The 24,603-nt window shown below is 71.9% G+C and carries 16 protein-coding genes; 9 read left to right on the top strand and 7 right to left on the bottom strand.

The window, feature by feature from the left end; translation table 11 throughout:
* Positions 1–259 precede the first annotated feature (259 nt).
* The 5 genes from ABZ463_RS08585 (at position 260) to ABZ463_RS08565 (ending at position 10,176) form a co-directional block, all read left to right on the top strand.
* Positions 260–6,382, top strand: a complete 6,123-nt coding sequence (locus tag ABZ463_RS08585) for an amino acid adenylation domain-containing protein (protein ID WP_362774439.1) — start codon at positions 260–262, stop codon at positions 6,380–6,382.
* On the top strand, positions 6,382–6,555 hold the full coding sequence (locus ABZ463_RS08580; RefSeq protein ID WP_352008507.1) for an MbtH family protein: 174 nt from the start codon (positions 6,382–6,384) through the stop codon (positions 6,553–6,555). The genes ABZ463_RS08585 and ABZ463_RS08580 overlap by 1 nt, the downstream gene beginning before the upstream one ends.
* 68 nt (positions 6,556–6,623) lie before the next feature.
* Positions 6,624–6,875, top strand: coding sequence for an acyl carrier protein (locus ABZ463_RS08575; protein ID WP_352008506.1), 252 nt, complete (start codon positions 6,624–6,626; stop codon positions 6,873–6,875).
* Positions 6,876–6,928: 53 nt separating this feature from the next.
* Positions 6,929–8,350 carry a hypothetical protein gene (locus tag ABZ463_RS08570; protein ID WP_362774436.1) on the top strand — a complete coding sequence of 474 codons (1,422 nt, stop codon included), beginning with the start codon at positions 6,929–6,931 and terminating at the stop codon, positions 8,348–8,350.
* Complete coding sequence (locus tag ABZ463_RS08565) at positions 8,347–10,176, top strand: N,N-dimethylformamidase beta subunit family domain-containing protein (protein ID WP_362774433.1); 1,830 nt, start codon at positions 8,347–8,349, stop codon at positions 10,174–10,176. Before ABZ463_RS08570 ends, ABZ463_RS08565 begins: the two co-directional genes overlap by 4 nt.
* A 10-nt stretch (positions 10,177–10,186) precedes the next feature.
* Here the strand turns inward: ABZ463_RS08565 and ABZ463_RS08560 are convergent, their stop codons facing one another.
* From ABZ463_RS08560 to ABZ463_RS08545, 4 genes are read right to left on the bottom strand one after another with little or no spacing between them, the layout of a single operon-like run.
* Positions 10,187–11,356 carry an FAD-dependent monooxygenase gene (locus tag ABZ463_RS08560; protein WP_362774430.1) on the bottom strand — a complete coding sequence of 390 codons (1,170 nt, stop codon included), beginning with the start codon at positions 11,354–11,356 and terminating at the stop codon, positions 10,187–10,189.
* Between the two features lie 51 nt (positions 11,357–11,407).
* Positions 11,408–14,581, bottom strand: coding sequence for a BTAD domain-containing putative transcriptional regulator (locus ABZ463_RS08555; protein WP_362774427.1), 3,174 nt, complete (start codon positions 14,579–14,581; stop codon positions 11,408–11,410).
* 21 nt (positions 14,582–14,602) lie between these two features.
* Entirely contained in the window at positions 14,603–15,247 is a 645-nt protein-coding gene (locus ABZ463_RS08550) for a M15 family metallopeptidase (RefSeq protein WP_352008501.1), read from the bottom strand.
* 11 nt (positions 15,248–15,258) lie between these two features.
* Positions 15,259–16,419 carry an ROK family transcriptional regulator gene (locus ABZ463_RS08545; protein WP_352008500.1) on the bottom strand — a complete coding sequence of 387 codons (1,161 nt, stop codon included), beginning with the start codon at positions 16,417–16,419 and terminating at the stop codon, positions 15,259–15,261.
* Between the two features lie 211 nt (positions 16,420–16,630).
* Here ABZ463_RS08545 and ABZ463_RS08540 point away from each other — a divergent pair, with 211 nt between their 5' ends.
* The 4 genes from ABZ463_RS08540 to ABZ463_RS08525 all read left to right on the top strand — a co-directional run bounded on the left by ABZ463_RS08540 (position 16,631) and on the right by ABZ463_RS08525 (position 21,394).
* Positions 16,631–17,974, top strand: coding sequence for an extracellular solute-binding protein (locus ABZ463_RS08540; RefSeq protein ID WP_352008499.1), 1,344 nt, complete (start codon positions 16,631–16,633; stop codon positions 17,972–17,974).
* 2 nt (positions 17,975–17,976) lie between these two features.
* Positions 17,977–18,990, top strand: a complete 1,014-nt coding sequence (locus ABZ463_RS08535; protein ID WP_352008498.1) for a sugar ABC transporter permease — start codon at positions 17,977–17,979, stop codon at positions 18,988–18,990.
* Positions 18,987–19,838: a carbohydrate ABC transporter permease gene (locus ABZ463_RS08530; RefSeq protein WP_352008497.1), complete on the top strand. Its 852-nt coding sequence runs from the start codon at positions 18,987–18,989 to the stop codon at positions 19,836–19,838. The genes ABZ463_RS08535 and ABZ463_RS08530 overlap by 4 nt, the downstream gene beginning before the upstream one ends.
* Before the next feature lie 101 nt (positions 19,839–19,939).
* Complete coding sequence (locus ABZ463_RS08525) at positions 19,940–21,394, top strand: glycoside hydrolase family 3 N-terminal domain-containing protein (RefSeq protein WP_352008496.1); 1,455 nt, start codon at positions 19,940–19,942, stop codon at positions 21,392–21,394.
* 93 nt (positions 21,395–21,487) lie between these two features.
* Here ABZ463_RS08525 and ABZ463_RS08520 read toward each other — a convergent pair whose 3' ends face one another.
* Genes ABZ463_RS08520 through ABZ463_RS08510 form a run of 3 tightly spaced genes read right to left on the bottom strand, consistent with a single transcriptional unit; the run spans position 21,488 to position 24,539 of the window.
* Entirely contained in the window at positions 21,488–22,165 is a 678-nt protein-coding gene (locus ABZ463_RS08520; protein WP_362774420.1) for a DUF6875 domain-containing protein, read from the bottom strand.
* A complete protein-coding gene (locus tag ABZ463_RS08515; protein ID WP_362774417.1) occupies positions 22,159–23,484 on the bottom strand; it encodes an NAD(P)/FAD-dependent oxidoreductase in 1,326 nt (441 codons plus the stop codon). Before ABZ463_RS08515 ends, ABZ463_RS08520 begins: the two co-directional genes overlap by 7 nt.
* A complete protein-coding gene (locus tag ABZ463_RS08510; RefSeq protein ID WP_362774414.1) occupies positions 23,481–24,539 on the bottom strand; it encodes a methyltransferase in 1,059 nt (352 codons plus the stop codon). Before ABZ463_RS08510 ends, ABZ463_RS08515 begins: the two co-directional genes overlap by 4 nt.
* Between the last annotated feature and the right edge of the window lie 64 nt (positions 24,540–24,603).

The raw sequence follows: 24,603 nt of genomic DNA, 5'->3' as shown, positions 1-24,603 counted from the left end.
AGAATCTTTACTATTGTAAAACGAGCGCCAGTCTTACATGATCGCCACGGCCACGCAAGCCCTTTGGGAAGGTTGTCAGGATAGGCCTGGATCCCCCAGAGATGGCGGGCCTTGCGAAGCCGGGGAAGAGGTGTAACACTAACGACCCAGACCTAACTGAAAGGTTTCTTTCCAGAAAGAAGCCCTTCGTCTTCTGTGCTCAACTCGGCAAATATGCGCGGAGCGGGCTTTCGCATACCCATTTACGAGGCGTGCTCATGTGCGTGCGATCCCGCGGCCGCCGAAGGAGCTCTGCGTGCTTCAGCCAGAGACCATTTCCCCCGGCCAGCCCTGGACGGAGTATCCGCTGTCGTACGGCCAGCAGCGGTTATGGTTTCTTCACCGCCTCGACTCCGGCGACTCAACCTACAACACATCCTATGTTTACAGGTTGAAAGGTCGACTTGACACCGCCGCCCTCGAAGCCTCGTTCACCGCGGTCGCGGCCCGGCACGAAAGCCTGCGCACCCGTTTCCACGAGGTGGCCGGGGAACCGGTCGCGGTCGTCGAGCCCCCGGCTCCGATCGTCGTCGAGCGGCTGACCGCGGCGGACGAGGAACAGGCGCGCACGCTGGTCTCCACGGTCACCAACACCTCCTTCGACCTGGCCGCCGCGCCGCCGTTCCGGGTGGCGCTGATCGAGCTCGGCCCGCTCGAACACGTGCTCTGCGTCGTCCTGCACCACATCAACGGCGACGGCTGGTCGCTGAACGTGCTGTGCTCGGAGGTCGCCGCCCACTACGCGGGCGGCGGCGTCGCCGACCTGCCGGCCCTCCCCCTGCAGTACGGCGAGCACGCCCGCGCGCAGCGCGCCGCCGAGAACACCGAGCTTCGCTGGTGGGTCGAGCACCTGACCGGGGTCTCGCCCCTCGACCTGCCCGCCGACCGGCCCCGTCCCGCCCAGCGCAGCGGTGAGGGCGGGGAGGTGCACTTCCAGATCGGCGGGGAACTGGCCGCCGGGATCGCGGAACTGGCCAGGCGCTCGCGCTGCACGCCGTACATGGTGCTGCTGTCCGCCTACCAGGTGCTGCTGGCCAGGCACACGGGACAGGACGACTTCTGCGTCGGCACACCGTCCGCGGGACGGGACAGCACCGACCTGGAGACCATGATCGGTTTCCTGTCGACCACCCTGGCGCTGCGCTGCGACCTGTCCGGCGACCCCTCCTTCGCCGACCTGCTCAAGCGCACCCGCAAGGTCGTGCTCAACGCGCTCTCCCGCCAGGACGTGCCCTTCGAACGGCTCGTCGCCGAACTGGACGTCGAACGGGACCTCAGCCGCACGCCGCTGTTCCAGACCCTGTTCGCCTTCCACACCCACGGCGAGACCGGCGACCCGTTGCCCGGTCTCGACGCCGAGCCCTTCCCGCACGGCTGGACCAGGGCCAGGGTCGACCTGTCCATGGACCTCACCCCCACCCCCGACGGCCACGTGCTCGGCACCGTGCTCTACAGCACGGACCTGTTCGAACAGCGGACCGCCGAACGGATGGTCGCCAGGTTCGTCAGGCTGCTTGAGGCGGCGATCGCCGCCCCGGAGACGCCGATCGGCGCGCTGCCCATGCTGCCCGAGGCCGAGCTGGCCCTGCTGGGCGAGTGGAACGAGACCTCGGCGGAACTGCCCGAGGTGACCCTGGTCGACCTCGTGCTCGACCAGGCCGCCGCCTCCCCCGGCGCCGTGGCCGTCGGCACGCTGACCTACGCCGAGCTGACCGCCCGCGCCGCCGACCTGGCCGGGCGGCTGGCCGCCGCGGGCATCGGGCGGGACTCGCTCGTCGCCGTCCGGATGGAACGCGGGACGGACATGGTCGTCGCGCTGCTCGGCGTGGCGATGAGCGGTGCGGCCTACCTGCCCGTCGACCCCGAGTACCCGCAGGCCCGCGTCTCCTACGTCATCGAGGACTCCGGCGCCGCCCTGGTCCTGACGAGCCTGGACGACCTGCCGCCCGCGCAGGCGGTTTCGCACACACGGCCCCGTCCCCGCGACACCGCCTACGTGCTCTACACCTCGGGCTCGACCGGGCGGCCGAAGGGCGTCGTCGTGCCCCACCGGGCGCTGACCAACTTCCTGCTCGCCATGCGGACGCTGGTCGGCTCGACGTCGCGGGACGTGTGGCTCGCGCTGACCTCCCTGTCGTTCGACATCTCCGCCCTTGAGCTGTACCTCCCGCTGGTGACCGGCGGCAGGATCGTCGTCGCCGACGCCGAAACCGCCCGCGACGGCGCCGCGCTCGCCCGCCTCGTCCAGGACGAGGGCGTCACCCACGTGCAGGCGACGCCGTCCGGCTGGCGGGTGCTGCTCAGCGGGGACCTGCCGAGGGTGACCGCGCTGACCGGCGGTGAGCCGCTCGCGCCCCAGCTGGCCAGGGAACTGCGGCCCAGGGTCGAAAGGCTCGTCAACGTCTACGGCCCGACCGAGACCACGATCTGGTCCACGGCCTGGGAGGTCCCCGAGGAGCCCGGCGAGATCGTCATCGGCGGCCCGATCGCCAACACCGTCGTGCACGTGCTGGACCCGGCGGGCTCACCCGCCCCGATCGGCGTGCCCGGCGAGCTGCTCATCGGCGGCGACGGGGTGGCCACCGGCTACCTCGGCCGTCCCGCGCTGACCGCAGAGCGGTTCGTGCCCGGCCCCGGCGGCTCACGTGTCTACCGCACCGGGGACCTGGCCCGCTGGCGGGGCGACGGCACCCTTGAGTTCCTCGGCCGCACCGACAACCAGGTCAAGCTGCGCGGCCACCGCATCGAGCTCGGCGAGATCGAGGCGGTCCTCGACACCTGCCCCGGCGTCGCGCAGGCCGTCGTCGCGGTGCGCGGCGAACGGCTCGCCGCCTTCGTCGTGCCCGTCGAACCGGGCGACCCCGGACTCCTCGACGCCGTCAGGGAGCACGCGGGCGGGCAGCTGCCCGCCTACATGGTGCCCGGCGTGCTCGTCGAGGTCGCCGCGCTCCCGCTCACCCCCAACGGGAAGATCGACCGCAAGGCACTGCCCGACGTCGAGGCGGCTCCGCGGACGGGCGCGACCGCGCCCCGAACCCCCGCGGAACGGCTGGTCGCCCAGGTCTTCTCCGAGGTGCTCGACGTGCCCTCGGTCGGGGCGCACGACGACTTCTTCTCCCTCGGCGGCCACTCGCTGCTGGCGACCATGGTCACCTCGCGGCTGGCCGTACTGTCCGGGATCGAGGTTCCGGTCAGGGAGGTCTTCCTGCGGCCCGGTGTCGCCGCGCTGGCCGAACTGCTCACCGGCGCCGAGCCCGCGCGTGACGGGCGGGACGACGAGGGGCCCCGGCCGCGGCCGGAGGGAGCCGGTCAGCCGCTGTCCTTCGGCCAGGAACGGCTCTGGTTCCTCAACCGGCTCGACCCGGACGACGCCTCCTACAACATGTGCCTGGTCAGGCGGCTGCGGGGACCGCTCGACAGGACGGCCCTGGCCAGGGCGTTCGAGGGTGTCACCGCCAGGCACGAGAGCCTGCGCACCCGCTTCCCCGAGGTGGACGGGGCGCCCTCGGCCGTCGTCGACCCGCCGGGGCCGGTGCCCGTCGAGGAGATCTCCGCCGCCGGGGAGGCCGAGGCGCTCGACCTCGTCGCGGGCCTGACCAACCGGCCCTTCGCCGACCTGGCCGACCGGCCGCCGCTGCGGGCCGTCCTCATCGAGATCGGCGAGGACGACCACGTGCTGTGCGTGGTGATCCACCACATCCTCGGCGACGGCTGGTCGCTCAACCTCATCTTCGAGGAGCTGGGTCACCTCTACTCGGGGGGCGCCGAACTGCCCCCGGTGCCGCTGCAGTTCGGCGACGTCGCCCACTGGCAGCGGGAGCGCGACACCTCGGCGCTGCTCGACCACTGGCGCGAACGGCTCGCCGACCCCACCCCGCTCGACCTGCCGCTGGACCGGCCGCGCACCGCCGCCGGCACCAGGGACGGCGACGTGGTCGAGGTCAGGCTGACCGCGGCACAGGCCCGTGAGCTGGTGCTGCTCGGCAGGCGGCACGGCGCGACCATGTTCATGGTGCTGCTGGCCGCCTACCAGGTGCTGCTGGCCAGGCACACCGGCCAGGACGACGTCCTGGTCGGCACCGCCACCGCGGGCAGGGACCGGGTCCAGCTCGAACCCGTCGTCGGCTACCTCAGCGACACGCTGGTGCTGCGCGGCGACCTGTCCGGCGACCCCGCCTTCACCGAACTGCTCGAACGCACCCAGATCGGCGTCCTGGACGCCTTCTCCCACCAGGGTGTCCCCTTCGAGGAACTGGTCACGGCGCTGCGGGCCGAACGCGACCTCACCCGCACCCCGCTGTTCCAGACGATGTTCATCCTGCACACCCAGGACGGCGGGCAGGACGGCGGCGCCTTCGCCGGGCTGACCGCGTCGGCGTTCGAGCACGGCATGCGCCAGGCCAAGCTCGAACTCGCCCTTGAGGCCTGGCAGGACGAGCACGAACTGCTGCTCACCCTGGTCTACGACACCGCGCTGTTCGACCGGGCGACGGTCGAGGCGCTGGGCGCGCGGCTGCGGCTGCTGCTCACCGCGCTGCCCGGCGCCGCGGACGAGCGGATCTCCGCGCTGCCGCTGCGCACCGAGGAGGACGAGGCGCTGCTGGCCCGGCTGGGTGAGGGACCCGCCCTGCCCGCGACGCCCTCCGTCCCCGAACTGGTCGCGGCGGCCGTACGGGAGCGGCCGGACGCCGTCGCGGTCGGCTGCGGGACGCGCGCGCTGACCTACGCCGAGCTTGACGCCAGGGCCGGTGAGCTGGCCGGGCTGCTGCGCTCGCGGGGCGTCACCCCCGGGGACGTGGTCGGCGTACGGCTCGGCAGGACCCCGGACACGATCGCCGCGCTGCTGGCCGTCTGGCGCGCCGGGGCCGCCTACCTGCCGCTCGACCCCGACTACCCGGCCGAACGGCTCGCCTTCCTGGTCGAGGACAGCGGGGCGTCCTTCGTGCTCGACACGGTTCCCGAGTCCGTGCCGCAGGCGCTCCAGGCCGGGCCGGTGCCGGAGGGCGCCGCCGCCTACGTGATCTACACCTCCGGTTCGACCGGCACCCCCAAGGGCGTGGTGGTCGGGCACGACGGACTCGCCGCGCGGGTGGCGTGGATGCGCCAGGCGTACGGCCTGCACCCCGGTGACCGGGTGGTGCAGTTCGCCTCACTGAGTTTCGACACGCACGCCGAGGAGATCTACCCGGCTCTGGCCGCGGGGGCGCGTGTCGAACTGCTTCCCGACGGCGGCGTCACCCTGCCCGACCACCTGGCCGGGGTCACGGTCCTCGACCTGCCGACGGCCTACTGGCACGCGCTGGTCGACCAGATCGACGACGTCCCGTGGCCGGACACGCTGCGGCTGGTCATCCTGGGCGGCGAGCAGGTGCACGAGGCCGCGGTCGCCCGCTGGCGGGAGCGCTTCGGCGACCGGGTGCGGCTGGTCAACACCTACGGCCCGACCGAGGCGACGATCATCGCGACCACGGCCGAGCTGGACGGCTCCCCGGGACGCCCGCCCATCGGCACGCCCGTCGGCGGCACCCGCGTCCTGGTCCTGGACCGGAACGGTCAGCCGGTGCCGCCGGGTGTGCCCGGTGAGCTGTGCGTCACCGGGGCGGGCGTCGCCCAGGGCTATCTGGGCAGGCCCGCGCTGACCGCCGAGCGGTTCGTGCCCGGCCCCGGCGGCTCACGTGTCTACCGCACCGGCGACCGGGTGCGCTGGCGCAACGACGGGCGGCTGGAGTTCCTCGGCCGCGATGACGACCAGGTCAAGGTCAGGGGCTTCCGCGTCGAGCTCGGCGAGGTCGAGGCGCGGCTGCTGGCCTGCCCCGGAGTCGGCCAGGCGGCCGTCGCCGTACGGGACGGGATCCTGGTCGGCTACACCGTCGGCGCCCCCGAGGGGGAGGATCTCGCCAGGCTGCTCGGGGCGACGCTGCCCGCCTACATGGTGCCCTCCCTGTGGGTGCGGCTCGACGCGCTGCCGCTCAACCGCAACGGCAAGATCGACCGTGCCGCGCTGCCCGCGCCGCAGGCGGCCCCCAGGGAGCGGGTCGCCCCGCGCGGCGACGCCGAGCAGCTGGTCGCCGACGTGTTCGGCGAGGTGCTGGGGATCGAGGACGTCGGCGCCTTCGACGACTTCTTCGCCCTCGGCGGGCACTCGCTGCTCGCCACCCGCGTCATCGCCAGGATCCGCGCCCTCGTCGAGATCGACGTGCCGATCCGCGTGCTGTTCGCGCGCGGCACCGTGGCCGGGCTCGCCGCCTCGATCGAGGAGATGCTGATCGCCGAACTGGCGGAACTGTCCGACGACGAGGCCGAGGGTCTCGTGCAGACCTCCCAAGGAAACGGGGAAGCGTGATGAGTCACCACGTCGTGGTCAACCACGAGGAGCAGTACTCGATCTGGCCCGACGGCAGGCGGCTGCCGGACGGCTGGCGTCTTGAGGGCTTCTCCGGCCCCAAGGAGGAGTGCCTGGCCCACATCGACCAGGTGTGGACCGACCTGCGCCCGCTCAGCGCAAGGAAGTCCTGACATGTCCGACGAGTGGATCTGGGTCTCGCTGGACGACGTCCGTGGCCGTCATCTGAGGAGGAGTGTCAATGGTTAGGGAACGGCTGGCCGCGATGGTGGCCTCGGCGTCGGACGGCGCCGTCACCGCCGAGGAGGCGCTGAACGCCACGGTCCCGCTGTCCGCCCTGGGGGTCACCTCCCTGGCCCAGATGCGGCTGATCGACGCGGTCGAGACGGAGTTCGGCATCGAGATCGACCTGTCCGGCGACGGCCTCGACCTGCTGGACGACCTGGGGGCGCTCGAACGCCACATCGCGCAGGCCGGAGACTCCGGCCCCTGAGGCACCCCTGACAGAGCGGTCGGGAGGCGTTTTTCGAACGGGGGAGAGAAAACATGGACATCCGGTTCTCGGGGAGCCGATCGGGTACGGCTCCGCTGACCTGGGGACAGCGGGCCATCTGGGACGCGATCAGGAAGACGGCGCCGGACGACCACTACTTCAACTTCGGCCGCGTGCTCGCGGTGCCGAGACGGGCCAGGCCGCTCACCGTGGCGCGGGCCGCGGAGGTCCTGGGCGTCCTGGTCGAACGGCACGAGTCGCTGCGGACGAGGCTGAGCGCCGGGTTGAGCACAGGGCTTGAGACGTCCGTGGGGACGGGGCCAGGGGCGGCCCCCTCCCCACGGGTACCGGCGCAGACCGGCGGGCAGGACGGGGGCGCCGAACCGGCGCAGGTCCTCGGGACCGCCGGGAGCATCCCGCTGACCGTCTCCCGTGACGACCCGGAACGGCTGATGGAGGAGCTGGCCGCGACGCCGTTCGACTACGCCGGCGAGTGGCCGCTCAGAGTCGGGCTGGTGGTCGGCGAGAACGACGCCGGGGACGAAACGGTGACCCACATCGTGCTCGTCTTCTGCCACCTGGCCGCCGACGGGCTCGGCGCCGAGGTCGCGATCACCGACCTGCGGCTGCTGCTGTTGCGCGGGGCCGTACCGGGACCGACGCCGCCCTCCCCGCTCGACCTGGCCCGCTGGCAGCGCTCCGAACCCGGCCTGCGGGTCGCCCGCGTCGCCGCCGAGCACTGGGAGCGGGAGTACCGGCGCATCCCGCCGACCATGTTCGACCGCCGGGTCGCCGCCCCCGAGGGGCCGCCGATCTGGCGCGCGCAGCTGGTCTCCAGGGCGCTCGACCTGGCCGTGCAACGGATCGCGGCCGTGTACGGCACCAGCACCTCGACCGTGCTGCTGGCCGCCTCCAGCGTGCTGGTCTGCGCGGTGACCGGGCACGAGGTGTGCGCGATGCTGCCCATCGTCGGCAACCGCTTCCGCCAGGACGCCGCGCAGGCCGTCACCACCCTCTCCCAGGAGGGCCTGTTCGTGCTCGACGTGGGCGGGCGCTCCTTCGCCGAGGTGCTCAGGGCCGCCAAGCCCGCGGCGCTGCGCGCCTACCGCTCCGCCTACCACGACCCCGGGGACAGGGACCGGCTGACCGAACGGGTCAGCCGCGAACGGGGCACCCGGGTCCACCCCTACTGCTGCTTCAACGACATGCGCTTCATCGACCGGGTCGACGCCTCCCACGACGAGCGGACCGTACGGCTGGCGATGGAGGAGACCACGCTGACCTGGCCGCTCAGCCAGGACCAGCTCAACTGCCGCTTCTGCCTGCACGTGACCGGGGAGGGCGGCGGCCTGGGTGTCTCGCTGACCGCCGACACCCGTTACCTGCCGAAGGAGGCCATGGAACGCTACCTGCGCGACCTGGAGTCGCTGCTGGTCGAGGCGGCCTTCCACGAGACGCTGGAGCCGGTCGGATGACGGTCTACGCCTACGCCGAGTCCACCTCGTGCGTCCAGGAGGGGTCGCTGCGCTTCCACCTGACCCGCACCTCACGCGCCCCGGCGCGCGGTTCGGTCACGGTCGAGGACGTCGCCGCCGACCGGCCGGTGCTCCAGGCGAGGTTCGACGGCCCCGTCTGGACGCTCGACGTCCCCGGCGACTGGCCCAGTTCGCTCTACCGCGCGGTCTTCACCTCGGAGGAGGACTCCTCCGACGGCCTCTCCGACGTCTACTTCGTCGTCAGGGCGGCCAGGCCCTCCTCCCGGGTCCTGCTGTCGATCCCGTTCCCGACCTGGCAGGCCTACAACCGGGCGGGCATCCCCGGGGAGTCGATCTACTGGACCGAGGAGCCGACCCGCGCCGCGAAGGTCTCCTTCACCCGGCCCGGCGGGGGGCCGCCGCCCGAGCGCTGGGAGGAGGGCATGCTCCGCTGGCTCGGCCCGGCGGGCTACGACGTCGACTACTGCTCGGGGCTCGACCTGCACGACGGCGCCGAACTGCTGGCCGGTTACCGGCTGCTGGTCGTCAACGGTCACGACGAGTACTGGACGGCCGGGATGCGCGACAACGTCGAGGCGTTCGTCGCCCGCGGCGGCAACCTCGCGGTGTTCTCCGGCAACACCTGCTGGTGGCAGTTCCGTCTTGAGGACGACGGCCGGACCATGGTCTGCTACCGCGACGCGGCCATGGACCCGATGGCCACGGTCGAACCGGGCCTGACCACGGTCGAGTGGTCGAGCGCCCCGGTGAACCGGCCGGAGAACACGCTGACCGGCGTCAGCTTCAGACGCGGCGCCGGGACGTGGGGGCCGTACATGCGGCTGATGCACGAGGAGTCCTACACGGTCAGGTTCCCCGAGCACTGGGTGTTCGAGGGGACCGGGCTCGGCGAGGGCGACAAGTTCGGCCAGGGCGCCATCGGCTACGAGACCGACGCCTGCGACTTCGTCGAGGTGGACGGTGTCCCGCTGGCGACCGGCAGGGACGGCACCCCGCCCTCCTTCGTCATCCTCGCCACCGCCGACCTGCGCCACTGGCACCGCTACGGCCAGGGAGGCATGGCGACCATGGGCGTCTTCGGCCTCGGCGCCGGGACGGTGTTCACCGCCTCGACCGTGAACTGGGGCAACGCCCTGCACGACCCCATGGTCGACCGGATCACCCGCAACGTGCTCGACCGCCTGTCGGAGCCCGTCGGCGGCTGGCAGATCGTCGGCGGCGCCGGTTCGCTGCGCGCGCTGACGGTCTTCGGCTCCCGCCTGTACGGCGTCGCCCCCGACGGCTCACTGCTCGTGCGTGACGTCTCGGCCCAGAACCTGCGCTGGCGGCACGCGGGAACCGCCCCCGGGGTCGTCGCCATGGCCACCCCCAGGGAGGCGACCACCGCGCATCCCATCGGCCTGTACGGCCTCACCGCGGACGGGCGGCTCGTCTTCGGCGACCAGGAGGACGGCTGGACGACCCTCGCCGAGGCGCCGGCCGAGCCGGTCGGCCTGGGCATGGTGAACGGGGAGTTCTTCGCGGTGAACGCCGAGGGGCTGTGGAAGCTGCGCCCGGAGACCTCCGACTGGGTCCTGGCGGGCCCCTCCGGCGGCGCCGTGAGCCTCACCGCGATGAACGGCCGCCTCTACATCGCCGACGCCGAGGGCAGGATCCGCACCCGCCCGCCGGTCGTCGGCCCCGCCGGGTGGGAGGACCTGTGCGACGCGGGCGGCTGCACCGTCCTGACGGCGCACGCGGGCCTGCTGATCGGCACCGGCCCCGACCGCCCGCTGTTCTGGCGCACCCCCCTGCCCGACCGCTGACCCGCCCCTGTCACCTGGTGGAACCTCCGGCAGGGGCGAGAGCCGGGTAGTCCTTGAGCTCGACGGACCTGGCGAACCTGTCGGTCGCCTTCAGCATCACCCGGAGCAGGAGGCTCCGCTTGAACATCCAGTTGCGCATGGTGATGCGCAGCGGCGAGGGCGGGGCGAGGAAGGGACCCGCGCTGCTCTGCCCGGTCACCGTGGCGTAGCGGTGCATGATCTCCTCATACCTCGCGAACGCGGTCACGTGGTCGCCGTCCGCCTCGGCCAGTTCCCCGGCCAGCACGTGGGCGCCGACGATCGCCAGGCCGCTGCCGAAGCCGCCCAGGGTGTTGCCGTAGGCGGCGTCGCCGAGCAGCACGACCCGCCCCTTCGCGTAGTGGTCCATCCTCACCTTGCTGATCGAGTCGAGGTAGACCTCCTCTGCGTCGCGCAGCCTGGCCATCAGCTCCGGGACCTTCCAGCCCATGCCCCGGTAGGCGTCGATCAGCAGGCGCTTCTGCTGTCCGGCGTCGTAGCGGTCGTAGTCGAGCCGCTCGGAGGCGAAGACGAAGAACGCGGGAGCCTTGGGGCCGCCGAGCGCGGCCATCCTGCCCGGCTCGTTGTACATCGCGGGCGGGTGGTCGAGGCCCAGGTCGGCCAGCGCGTAGTAGTGGCCGGTGAAGTTCACGTAGCCGGACTCGGGACCGAAGGCCAGGCGCCGCACGTTGGAGTGGATGCCGTCGGCGCCGACGACCAGGTCGAAGGTGCGCGGCGCGCCGCGCTCGAAGGTGACGTGCACGCCGCCCGTCGTCTCGGTCAGCGAGGTGATGGAGTCGCCGAAGACGTACTCGCAGCTCCGCCTTGTCCGCTCGTACAGCAGGGCGGCCAGGTCGCCGCGGCGGATCTCGATGTCGCCGCCGGTGAACGCCCCGGGTATGACCGCCAGGCGCCTGCCGTCCGCGTCGACGACCTCCTGGTCGGTTCCGCCCGTCTGGCGCCGCCGTACCTCGTCGAGGACGCCCATGCGTTCGAGCACGGTGAGGTGGGTGGCCCCCTTGAAGTCGACGGCCTGGCCGCCGAGCCGGAGGGCGGGCGCCTTCTCCACGACGGTGACGGTGCAGCCCATGCGGCCGAGCCAGAGGGCGAGGGCGGGCCCGGCGACGCTCGCGCCGGAGATGAGGACCGTGGTGTTCTTCATGTGAGGAGCTTCGGCGCGGGCGCTGACAGCCCGCCGACACCGCGTTGACAGTCACCCGTCCCACGCGCCGGGCGCTGTCAGCACCTCCTGCCGGGCCTCCTCCTGGCTCATGGCGGCGCCTCGGGCGAACGCCTCGGCGAAGGCCTCGGCGCCGATGAGGTCGCGGGCGGCTCCGGCGATCCCGGCGACGTCGCGGTCTCCGGCGACGGCCATGCCGCGCAGCGCGACCGCCGTGCCGAGCAGCGCCGCCGCCTGCCGCCCCGCCCCGTCGAGCAGCACGGCCCCCGCCAGCCCCTCGGCGACGTCGGCGAGGTCGGCGGCCATCGGGGACCCGTGGACCACGGCGAGCGCCCGGCGGTGCATGAGACGGGCCTGTTCCCGCTCTCCCCCGGCCTCGGCCAGCCTGCCGAGCGCCACCAGCACGCGGGCCTGTGTCCCCTCGATGCCGAAGTCGCCGTCCTGTGAGGCGTCGAGGGCGAGACCGAGCAGGCGTGCCGCCTCGGCGAGGTCACCGTCGTGCCTGGCGATCTCCGCCAGTCCCAGGTGGACCGTGGCCGCCGCGCCCGGCCTGCCGGTGGTGCGGGCCAGTTCCCCGGCGCGCCGGTAGTCGGCGACGGCCGCGGCGGTCTCGCCCTGGCGCACCAGTCCTTCGGCCCTGCGCGTCAGCACGTCGGCGGTCTCCTCGGTGGCGCCGAGCCGTTCGAACAGTTCCAGGGCCCGGGCCCACATGTCATGGGCGCGCGCCCACTCGCCGCGCCCGGCCGCGATCAGGGCCAGCCCGTCCAGCGCCTGGGCCGTCCCCCACCGCTCCCCGATGGCGTCGAAGTGGGTCAGCGTCTCCTGAAGTCCCCGTTCCGCCGAGACCGGGTCGCCCCACAGCATCGCGAGCAACGAGACGCTCAGCCTCTCCAGGGCCCGCAGCCAGGGGTCGGACCCCGCCAGCGTGCGCAGGTCGGCCTTGGGCGGGGGCCCGGCGGCCATGCCCCACAGCGCGACGGTGAAGGGGTGGCGCAGCCGCTCAAGCCCGGCCACGGTCGCCTCCGCCCGCCGCCAGTGCTCGGGCAGCGCCCGGGGTACGGCGTGCACCACGCACATGACGTACTCCTCCTCGAACCCCTCCGCGGGCTCGGGGGCCGTTTCGAGGAGTTCGGCGGCGATCTCCCCGACCTGGCCGCGCCGCCCGCTCAGCCACCAGTAGGCCGCGAGCGCGGTGACCAGCCGCAGCGCCGTCCGCCTGCCGTCCTCGTCGCCCGTCTTCGCCGCGGCCACGGACCTGCGCAGCGCGGCCGTCAGGTTGCCGTGGTCGGCCGACAGCCTGGCCAGCCACGTCAGCTGCTCGGCCCCGCGCAGGTGCGGGTCCGCGCGCCGGGCCAGGGCGAGGAAGTGGCGGGCGTGGGCGCGGTCCATCCGCTCCCGCTCCCCGGCCTCGGCCAGCCGTTCCGCGCAGAACAGCCGGATCGTGTCGAGCATCCGGTAGCGGTCGCCGTCGGTCTCGACCAGTGACCTGTCCACCAGGTCGGCCAGCAGGCCCGCGGCGTCCTCGACGTCGCAGACCGCCTCGACCGCCTCCAGGCAGGCGCCCGCGGAGAAGACGGCCAGCCGCCTGGCCAGCACCCGCTCGCCGGGGGTGAGCAGGTCCCAGCTCCACTCGACGACCGCCCGCAGGGTCCGGTGCCGGGCGGCGGCCGTACGGTCGCCCCTGGACAGCAGCCGGAAGCGGCCGTGCTCGGCCAGCCGGACGGCGATCTCCTCGACGGTGAAGGAGCGCAGCCTCGCCGCCGCCAGTTCGACCGCGAGCGGCAGCCCGTCCAGCGCCGCGCAGATCCCGGCGACCGCCGCCACGTTGCCCTCGTCCGTCTCGAACCCGGGCCGTACGGCCGCCGCCCGGTCGGCGAACAGCCGGACGACGGGGTAGGCCGCGGCCTGCGCGGGGGTGGCGTCAGGGGGCGGGACGGCAAGCGGCGCCAGCGGCACGAGCGTCTCGCCGGTGATGCCCAGGGGTTCGCGGCCGGTGGCCAGGATCGACAGCCCGGGGCAGGCGCCGAGCAGTTCGCGGACCAGGGTCGCGGCGGCCTCGACCACGTGCTCGCAGTTGTCGAGGATCAGCAGCAGCTCCCGCCCGGTCAGGGCCGAGGCCAGGTGCGCCACCGGGTCGGGGGCGTGGAGCGAGTGCAGGCCCGTCTCACGCAGCCCAAGGGCGCCGAGCACCGTCTGGGCCACCTGGGGGGCCGTGACGGTCGTTGTGACGGCCGGCGCCCGGCCGCCCTGCGGGGCCGGGTCGGCGAGCGGGGACAGGTCGACGAAGCACACCTCACCCTGGGTGCCCCGGGCGTCCCGGGTGCGCCCGGCCGCCTCGACCGCCAGCCGGGTCTTGCCCGTGCCGCCGGGGCCGACGATCGTGACCAGCCGGTGCCCGCGTAGCGAGGCGAGCCGTTCCAGCTCCTTCTCCCGCCCGACGAAGCCGGTCAGCTGCACGGGCAGGCCGTTCCCCCTGGGCGGGGCCGGGCGTTCGGCGCGCAGGACGGCCAGGTGGATCGCGGCCAGTTCGGGTGAGGGGTCGGCGCCGAGTTCCCCGGCCAGCAGTCTCCGTGTCTCCTCGAAGACCTCAAGCGCCTCCGCCTGGCGTCCCGCGGCGCTCAGCGCGCGCATCAGCTGGCCCCTGGGGCGTTCCCGCAGCGGGTTGGCGGCCGTCAGCCGCCGCAGTTCGGCCACCGGGTCGGCCTCGGGGAGCGCGAGCTCGGCCTCGGCGAGGTCCTCGGCCGCGGTCAGCCTCAGCTCCTCAAGGCGCGCCACCTGCGCCCCGCCGAAGGGCAGGTCCTGCAGGGCGGGCCCCCGCCACAGGCCGAGCGCCTCACGCAGGACGTCCGCGGCGGCGGCGTGGCGGCCGGAGGTCAGCAGCAGCCGCCCCTGGCGGGCGAGCCGTTCGAAGCGGTGGACGTCGACGTCCTCGGGGTCGGCCGCCAGCCGGTAGCCGGTCCCGTGGAACTCGACCAGCTCGGCGGGCAGGACCCGGCGGAGCCTGGACACCTGGGCCTGCACCGCGTTGGCGGCGCCCGAGGGAGGGGCGTCGCCGTACTGGCCGTCGATCAGGCGCTCGACGGTCACCACCCGGCCCGGTTCCAGCAGGAGCATCACGAGCAGGGCGCGCGGTCTCGGCCCGGGTACGGCGATCGCCTCACCGGCCGGGGAGCGCACGTCCAGAGGGCCGAGGATGCCGAACCGCATGGGGTCGATTGTCCCCGGCTCTCAGAGGGCGCGGGGACCGTAGAGGGCGGAGGGGGCTCCGGTGGTCATGGCCCAGTAGCGGTCGCCGTAGGACCAGTGCCACCACTCGGTGGGGTAGTTGACCAGGCCCGCCGCGTCGAGGGCGGCTCCCATGAGCTCGCGGTTGCGGCGCGCCTGCGGGGAGATGCCGGGGGCGGCGGTGTAGCAGGCGCCCTCGCTCTGCTCGGGGGTGGCGTTGAGCGGGCTGCCCATGTCGACCTCGACGCCGTCCTCGGTGCACAGGGTCAGGTCGACGGCCGCGCCCGCGGTGTGCGGGGCGACCTCGACCGGTGAGACGTAGCGGCTGGCCGCCGAAACGATCTCCTCGGGCGACATTTCCGGAAATGTCGCCCGGAGTTCCGCCGAGTACTCGTCGAAGATCTGCTGCTGCGTCGACGGCGGCCGGTATCCCTCGACGATCAGCAGCCGGTACCCCTCGGGGAGGTGCCGCTGCGCCTCCTCAAGCCTGGCCACCAGCCCCTGCCTGAGGTGGGCGAAGGCCCCGTCACGGTCGGCCATCCGCCCGTCGACCCGCAGCCGCCCCCGGACGTCGACCAGCCGCTCCCCGGACTCCTCGACCGGAATCGCGGCCACCCGGGGATCGGAGATCAGAACGATGTCGTGCATAGCCGCAATTGTCACACCGTCTCGGAGAAGACCTGCTCCCGGGCCTGGTTCAGGGCCGAGACCAGGGCCCCGCGTAACACGGAGTTGCCCATGACCTCCGAGACGACGACCCTGGGCTGGCTCGGGCAGACCCTGGCCACCGCCTCCTCGACCCTGGCCGCGAGCACCTTCCCGCCCGCCCTGCCGATGTCGCCGCTGAGCACGATCAGCCCGGGGTCGAGCACAACGGCCACCGCGGCGACACCGACCGCCAGACGCCCGGCCAGCTCGTCCAGGAAGCCTCCGGAGTCGTTCGTGACGGCCTGGCTGACGTGGTCGGCCAGCGACTCCCCCCGGATGCCGTGCGCGTCCGCCAGGCTGGCCAGGGCGTCGCCGCCGACCAGTCGCTGGAACGAGCCCGACTGGGGTTCGGTCACCTCGGTCGGCAGCGGCTCCCCGGGCACGGGCAGCCAGCCGATCTCACCCGCGCCGCCGGTGAAGCCGCGGTGCAGGCGCCCGCCGAGCATGACCCCGAGTCCCTGGCCGACGCCCGCCCAGACGAGCACGAAGTCCTCGACGTCCAAGGCCGCGCCGCAGAAGCGCTCGGCGAGCGCCGCCAGGTTCACGTCGTTCTCTATGGTCACCGAGACGTTGAGGTCCCGGCGCAGCTGGGCGAGCACGCCCTCGTGCCAGGAGGGCAGGTCGAAGGAGAAGCGGACGTCGCCGGTGCGGGGGTCGACGACGCCCCTGGTCCCGATCACGAAGGCGCGCAGCCGGTCCATGCCGATGCCCGCCGACTCGCACGCCTTCTGCACGGCGCCGCGCACCAGGCGTACCGGATCGTTATGACCGCTGGGGTCGACGCAGACCTCGGCGACCGTCTCGCCGGTTATGTCGGCCACCCCCGCGCTGATCCGGTCGGGCAGCACGTCGAGTCCCGCGACGTACGCACAAGAGGGAACGACGCCGTAGAGCGCCGCGTTCGGCCCCCGCCCGCCCGCCTGCTCCCCGACCATGGCGACGAGCCTGCGCTCCTCCAGTCTGGCGAGCAACTGACCGGCGGTCACCTTGGAGAGACCGGTGAGTTCTCCCAGCTCAGCCCGGGTGAGAGGCCCACTGGACAGCAGGAGCTCCAGGGCTGCGCGGTCATTGAGCTGACGCAGCAGCCGAGGGGTTCCCGGACGTCTGGACAAGATCGGCTTCCCCCCGTCACGATCCGCTAACGATCGTTTCTTTTAAGAAAGTTTCTTGTTAGTTTAGCCCTAGTCAGCCCGCAGGCAAGAGCGACCGAGCCGCGGGTTACGACAACTCCGATCACTGATCGTGAGTAAGAGGGTCGCGGGGACCCAAGCCAAAAAGCAGCTGAGCGCCTACCCCGTCGAAAGCCGGAAAGGGAGAACTCAAGTGAAGTTCGCGAGAATCGCCACCACGACGGCAACCACCGCCGCCCTCGCCCTGGGCCTTGCCGCGTGCGGCAGCAGTAGCGAGCCCACCACCTCGAACAGCGCTGGTGCGTCCGAGGCGCCTTCCGCCGCCTCCGGCCCCAAGTTCGCCGGCCAGACCCTGACCGTCTGGCGCCTGGGCGCTCCGGACGAAGTGCAGAACAAGCTCATGGCCGACATGAACGCCAAGTTCAAGGAGGTCACCGGCGCCGACGTCAACCTCCAGTGGGTGCCGTGGCCGGACGCCCAGGCCAAGTGGACCGCCGCTCTCGCCGGCGGTGAGGGCCCCGACGTCACCGAGTTCGGCAACGACCAGGTGGCGGCGTGGGTCGCGCAGGACGCGCTGGCCGACATCACCGACCTCGCCAAGAGCAACCCCGACTTCCAGCAGATCCCGCAGAACCTGTGGGGCTACGAGACGGTCGACGGCAAGATCTACGCCGCGCCGTGGGGTGGTGGCACCCGGGCCGTCCTCTACCGCAAGGACTGGTTCAAGGAGCTGGGCATCGAGGTTCCCAAGAACTGGGACGACCTCGTCGCCGCCGCCAAGAAGATCGTGGAGAAGAAGGGCAAGGACGTCGACGGCTTCGCCTTCAACGGCGGCTCCGACGCCAACATGTCGCTCTCGCCGTTCGTGTGGTCCGCGGGCGGCGACTTCGCCGCCTTCGAGGGCGGCAAGTGGGTCGGCAAGCTGACCGAGCCCGGCTTCAAGGAGGGCTTCCAGTACTACACCGACCTGGTCGTCAAGCACGGCGCGTCGCGTAAGTCGGCCCTGAGCCAGAACTCGATCGACATCCGCACCCGCTTCGCCAACAACAAGGTCGGCATGTTCGTGACCGGTGGCTGGGACATCACCACCATCAAGGAGCAGAGCAAGAACAAGGTCGGCGACGACCAGATGGCGTTCTTCTCCCTGCCGGCCAAGGACGGCAGCGGCCCGGCGCCCGCCTTCCAGGGTGGCAACGACATCGCCATCTGGAAGGACACCAAGAACCAGGAGCTCGCCGCCGAGTACCTGAAGGTCGCCGCGGGCAAGGAGTTCGGCACCCGCTACGCCAAGGAAGGCGGCCTGCTGCCGCTGTACCCGGAGGCGCTGGCCGAGTTCGCCTCCGACCCGCTGCAGGCGCCGTTCGCGGAGACCTTCAAGGTCGCCAAGGGCTTCCCGAACGACACCAACTGGGCCGAGGCCAACGACACCAAGGCCGTTCTGCAGAACGCGGCCCGTTCGGTCATCGAGGGCAAGAAGAACATTGACACCGCCCTGGCCGACGCCAACAAGGAACTCGAAGAGATCCTGAACCAGTAATCATGGCCAACACCTCAACCATCGCCCGGGACGGGGGCTCCTCCCCCGTCCCGGCGCGGGGGCGCAGAGGCACGAAGCCCCCGCGCGGCTCCAGAGGACTGCCCGAAGGGGTGGTCCCTTACGCGCTGCTCATCCCCGGTCTGGTGGTCATCGCCGGACTGCTGCTCTACCCGCTGTACCAGATGGTCGTCATGTCCTTCCAGGACGTGGGACTGCGGCAGATCCGGGGTGTGCCCGCCAAGTCCGTCGGGTTCGACAACTATCTGAAGCTGTTCGAGTCGGAGCTGTTCTGGACCTCGCTCCGCAACACCGTCGTGTTCGCCGTCGTCACGGTCGCCTGCACGCTGGGACTGGGCACCCTGGTCGGCCTGCTGCTGAACAAGCTCGGCAGGAAGATGTCGACCTTCCTGGTCATCGGCATCATGGCCGCCTGGGCGACCCCGGCGATCGCCAGTGCCATCATCTGGCGCTGGCTCTTCGACGCCGAGTCCGGCGTCATCAACTGGGCGCTCAACGCGCTGCCCGACTGGCTGTCCAACCTCCTGTTCGGCAGGGCCGACTGGACGGGTGAGCCGTGGCTCAACGACCCGGTGACCATCTACCTGGTGCTCATCCTGGTCGTGGTCTGGGCCGGCTTCCCCTTCATCGCCGTCTCGGTGCTCGCGGGTCTGCGCAGCATCGCCGCCGAACTGTACGAGGCGGCCAAGGTCGACGGGGCCTCCGCCTGGCGCATCTTCTGGAAGATCACCTTCCCGCTGCTCAAGCCGGTCTTCTCCGTGCTGACCGTGCTGTCGGTCATCTGGGACTTCAAGGTCTTCACCCAGTTGTTCGTGCTGGCGGGCGGAACCTCCAACCGTGACGCCTTCAACCTGTCGCTGTACGCCTTCACCCAGGCGTTCAGCTCCCCGCCCAAGATGGGCCTGGGCGCGGCGATCGCGGTGGTGCTGACGCTGATCCTGCTCATCATCACCTTCTTCTACGTCCGCCAGATCGTGAAGACGGAGGACGTGCGATGACTCCCAAGACCAGGAAGCTGCTCGGCAAGATCGGCCTCAACACCGCGGCCGTCCTGGTGTTCCTGTTCGCGGTGTTCCCCGTCTACTGGATGATCTCCACCGCGTTCAAGAGCAACGAGGAGATCTTCACGACGCGGTTCATCCCCTTCCCGACGGACCCGACCATCGAGCACGTCGAGAGGGTCTTCAGCGAGGGCGTCGCCGGCCACTCGATCTGGCGCTACATGCTCAACAGCGCCATCGTCGCGATCGGCACCGTCCTCATCGGCGCCGTCTTCTCCCTGCTGTCGGCGACCGCCGTGGCCCGCTTCAGGTTCCGCGGGCGCACCTCGTTCCTGATCCTGCTGCTCATCGTGCAGATGGTCCCGGCCGAGGCCCTGCTCATCCCGCTGTTCCTGATGGTCAGGCGAGCCGGTCTCTACGACCAGCTGATCGGCCTCATCGTGGTGAACGTCGCGCTGACGCTGCCGTTCGGCATCTGGATGCTGCGCACCTTCGTCGCCGCGGTGCCCAGGTCTCTTGAGGAGGCCGCCTGGATCGACGGCGCGAGCCGCTTCACGACCTTCTGGAAGGTGCTCTTCCCCCTGGTGGCCCCCGGTCTCGTGGCCACGAGCATCTTCACGTTCATCACCGCGTGGAACGAGTTCGTGTTCGCGCTGACCCTCATCAGCGATCAGGGCAGTTACACCATGCCCGTGGCACTGCGCTACTTCGTCAGCCAGCGATCGGTCGACTGGGGCGGAATCATGGCCGCCTCGACCCTGATGACGATCCCGGTGATCATCTTCTTTCTCCTGGTGCAACGGCGAATGGTCTCCGGCCTCGTCGCCGGCGCTGTCAAGGGCTAACCCCGCGGTGCTGGTACGGCCACGCCCCCACAAGGAGCTGGCCGTACCAGCCCTGTCCTCGTTTGTCCCCTACTCACCTCAGGTAAGGAGCATCTACCGCCATGTCTGAGCTCATCGCGGCTCCCAGCGATCAGGTACTGCGACGTCTCGCAGCCGGAACGCTGCTCGTCGCGTTCCAGGGCACCACCGCCCCCGACTGGGTTCTCCACGACCTGGAGAACGGTCTCGGCGGGGTCACCCTGTTCGGCTTCAACGTCGCCGACCCCGCCCAGCTCTCGGCGCTCACCTCCCGCCTGCGCGATGCCGGTGACCCCGTCATCTCACTCGACGAGGAGGGGGGCGACGTCACCCGGCTCGCCTACCACGTGGGCAGCCCCTACCCGGGCAACGCCGCCCTCGGCGCCGTCGACGACGTCGAACTGACCCGGCGTGTCTACCGCTCCATCGGCGACGACCTCGCCCGCTGCGGTATCAACCTGGACATGGCCCCGTCCGCCGACGTCAACACCGCCGACGACAACCCCGTCATCGGCACCCGGTCCTTCGGGTCGGACACCGCCCTGGTCTCCCGGCACACCGTCGCGGCCGTGCACGGTCTGCAGTCGGCCCGCGTGGCCGCCTGCGTCAAGCACTTCCCCGGCCACGGCGCGACCAGGCAGGACTCCCACCTGGAGATCCCGCTCGTCGACGCCTCGGCCGAGTTGCTGCGCGAGCGCGAGCTCGTGCCCTTCCGCGCCGCGATCGAGGCCGGGACCATGTCCATCATGACCGCGCACGTCCGGGTGCCCTCGGTGACCGGCACCGAGCCCGCCACCCTGTCGGCCGCCGCCCTGGGCGGTCTGCTGCGCGGTGAGCTCGGTTACGACGGCGTGATCGTCACCGACGCCCTCGACATGCACGCCATCACCGAGAGCGTCGGCCTGGCCGGCGGCGCGGTGCTCTCCCTCGCCGCGGGGGCGGACCTGCTCTGCCTCGGCCCGCTGCCCACCCAGCAGGACGTCCGCGCGATCGTCGACGAGATCGTCGCCGCCGTGCTCGACGGACGGCTGCCCGCCGAGCGGCTGGAGGCCTCCGCCGCGCGCGTGGCCAAGCTGCGTTCCTGGTTCGGCTCGTCCCAGCCGGAGCGCGCCGAGGAGAGCATGATCGGCCTCACCGCCGCCCGCCGCGCCGTGACCCTCACCGGCTCCACCTCCCCGCTGGTCGACCCGCTGGTGGTCGAGATGGAGACCCCCCCGACCATCGCCGTCGGCGACGTGCCGTGGGGTTTCGCCCCGCTGATGCCGCAGGCCGAGGTCGTCCGGGTCAAGCCGGAGGAGGCGGACGTGCCGAACATCCTGGAGCGTGCCAGCGGCCGTTCCCTGGTCGTCGTGGTCAAGGACGCCCACCGTTACGAGATCAGCCAGTCGGTTGTCTCCGCGGTGCTGGCCGCCCGTCCCGACACGACGGTCGTTGAGATGGGGCTGCCGATCTGGCGTCCCAAGGGGGCTACCTACCTCGCCACGTACGGCGCCGCCCGCGCCAACGCCCAGGCCGCCGCCGAGTTGCTCAGCATCTGAGCCTCGCGGCCCCCTCACCCGGGTCTGCGCCCGCCCCCCGGTACGTCACGCTTCGGGACGGACCCCTCGTCCCGAAGCGTCACGAACTCCGCGTTACGGCACCCTGACGGTGAACCCGTGCAGCCTGGCCGCCTCCTCCACCTCCGCGCGCAGCGCCGCGGGCGGCCGGTCGCCGAAGCGCTCCAGATAGGCCGCGAGCTGTTCCCGGTCCTCACGCAGGAACGCGAAGTCCGTCGCCACCATGTGCCTGATCACCAGCATCGGGACCGGGCTGCCCAACGGCAGGAAGTCCGGGTTCCACAGCCCCGCCTTCGGCGGCGGCCCCGGGTAGAACTCCCCGACCATCAGCCCCTCCCTGACGTAGCGCGGCTTGAGCAGCCGCTGCGCGGCGTCGATCGTCCGCGCCGCCTCCGCCTCCGGCAGGTCGGGGAAGAGCACCAGGATCGTGCGGTACTGCGGGGAGGTCCCCGGCGGGGAGACCAGCGCGCGGAACCAGTCGCGGTAGCCGTCCAAAGCCTCGGCCACCGCGTCGCCGTCCGGCGTCCCCGGCTGCACCGCCAGATAGAAGACCCCCCGGTCGAGCGAGGTCTGGGCGTAGGGGCAGACGGGTCCCTTCCTGCCCAGGTCGGGGTGGGGCCGGCACAGGTACTCCCTGGCCCACACGACGGTCTCCTTGAGCGGCACGCCGTACCCGCGGACCAGTTCGTGCTCGCCGTCCAGGTCGGAGAGCTCGATGAGCGCGCGCGTGGGGTCTGCCGGATCGGTCAGCATCGCCGTCCGCCCCTCCCCCGTCGCACGGCGAACGCGAGCGTGGCCGCCAGCACCGCCCCGAGCGCGGCACTCCCGGCCTTCAGCGACGCGTCCTGGCGCCTGGCGCGGGCCAGCGCGTCGGCGTAGGGGATCGTGGTGTGCGAGACCATCGTGTACAGCGGCACCCATCTGCCGGGCAGCAGCCTGGCCAGCAGCAGGTCGGCCTTCTTGCGGGCCAGGTGGAGCGGGGAGCGGAGCCGGTCGCGCAGCTCGACGAAGTTCTGCTTCGACAGCTCGTCCAGCACGTCGGTGTGCGGTTTGCGCAGCCGCTGGTAGGCGGCGAAGGCCGCGCCCAGGTCGTCCGGATGGTCGCCGAGACACCGGTCCAGGACCGTGCAGTCCTCAAGCGCCGAGTTCATGCCCTGGCCGTAGAAGGGGTAGACCGCGTGGCAGGCGTCGCCGATCAGCGCCACCTTGTCCCTGTGGTGCCAGTGCGAGGTGCGGACCGAGACCAGGTGCCCGACCGGATGCTCGGCGTACTCCTTGGCGAGGTACGGCATGAGCTCCCGGGTGTCCGGGAAGCGCGCGGCCAGGAACGTCTCGGGGTCGGTGATCTCGCCGAACCGCTCGAAGGGCAGGAAGAGGGTGCCGGTCAGCGAGTTGTCCCGGTTGGGGTGGGCGACGATGAGGGCGTCCTCCCCCGGCCAGACGTGCAGCGCCTCAAGCCTGGTCCTGGCCGAGCCGTCGTCGGCCGCGGGGATGGTCAGCTCCTTGTAGCCCCATTCCAGGAACTCCAGGTGGAGGTCGGCCCGCAGCCCGTGCTGCATCCGGGCCCGCACCCGGGAGAACGCGCCGTCGGCGCCGATCACCGCGTCCGCGGCCGCGCCGACCTCCTCCCCCTCGGGCCCGACGAGCCGTACGGCCGCCGCCTCGCGGTCGAGGTCGACCAGCCGGTGCCCGAAGTGGAAGCGCACCCCCGGCTGGGCCTCGGCGTGGTCGACCAGGGTGGTGATGAGGTCGCGGCGCAGCACCGAGTGGAGGATCTCGCCCTCGTGCGCGCCGTACGGCTGGAAGGGGAGCGCGCCGCCGGGCAGGTGGATGGCCCTGCCGCGCATCGGCACGATGAGCGGCCGCAGCCTCTCCATCAGGCCGATGTCGTCGAGCGCCTTGATGCCCCTGGCCGACAGGCCGAGGTTGATCGACCTGCTCTCGTCCTCGTCGAGGAGCCGGGGGTCGGGACGCCGTTCGTAGACGTCGACCTGGAAGCCCCGCCGTACGAGGTAGCAGGCCAGGAGCGTGCCCGCGGGCCCCGCTCCGATGATGAGGATCCGGCGTTTCATCGTCCCTCCCCTGTCGTCCGTACGGCGCCGGCCAGACGGGCGACGAGCAGTTCGTCGGGGCCGTCGAGGCCGCGACGTTCCAGGTGTTCGAACCCCGCCTCGGCCAGCCATCCGGCCACGTCCGCGAAGGAGTGGAGGCGGCCGCCCTGGGTGACGGCGAGGTTGAGGCTGAAGGAGCGCAGGAAGGCCTCGGCGACCGGGGAGGTCCCCTCCGGCAGGTCGGCGAAGGTCTCCAGGACGAGCAGCGTGCCGCCGGGCCTCAGCGCGGCGGCGACCCTGCCGAGCAGCGCGCGGTTGGCCGCCGCGTCGAAGCCGTGGCAGACGTTGAACAGCAGCGCGGTGTCGTAGCCGGTGCCGAGGTCGGCCGTGGTCACGTCGCCGGGGACGAGGGTGACACGGTCGCCGAGTCCCGCCTCCTCGACCCGGGCCCTGCCGCCCTCGATCGCGCCGGGCAGGTCCACGACCGTCGCGGTCAGGCGCGGGTGGACCTGGCAGAGGGCGACGCTGTGGCGGGCGTGGCCGCCGCCGACGTCGAGCAGCCGCTCCCCCGGGTCGGGCGCGGTCTCGGCGATGAGGGGGGCCATGGCGGCGGCCATCCCGTCCAGCATGGTCTGGAAGTCGCGCAACGTGCGCGGGCGGCCCTCAAGCCAGGTGTAGAAGTCGGCCTGTGGCCTGCCGGTCCTGACGGTCTCCTCAAGGCCGTCCCACAGCTCGCCCAGCAGGTCGTGCCAGAAGGCCAGCGCCGGGGCGTAGCTCCACGGGTCGCGCCGGTCGAGGGAGTTCGCCGTCATCGGGCTGTTGGCGTAGGTTCCCCGCGCCCCCCTGTCGAGGTAGCCGAAACCGACGAGACCGTCCAGCAGGACGGGCAGTGTGCCGGGGTCCGTGCCCGTCCTGGCCGCCAGTTCGGCGGCGGACGACGGCCCGGCCGTGAGCGCCTCGAAGATCCCTAATCGCTGGGCGGCCCCGGCGGCGCGGAAGGCCATCGCCCCGATCAGGTCGAGGTGTGGTCCCGGTGCCTGGTAGCGGAGTTCCTCGGGGTCGAGGTAGAGCGGCATCGCTATCTCCTTGCGCGACTTGCATGGTTTGCATGATCTGCACGGTTCACGTGGCTTCCTTGCT

It is taken from the genome of Streptosporangium sp. NPDC020145 (assembly GCF_040631275.1).
GTDB lineage: Bacteria > Actinomycetota > Actinomycetes > Streptosporangiales > Streptosporangiaceae > Streptosporangium.
Note: the sequence above shows the minus strand (reverse complement) of the source record. Positions and strands in the feature narration are given on the sequence as shown.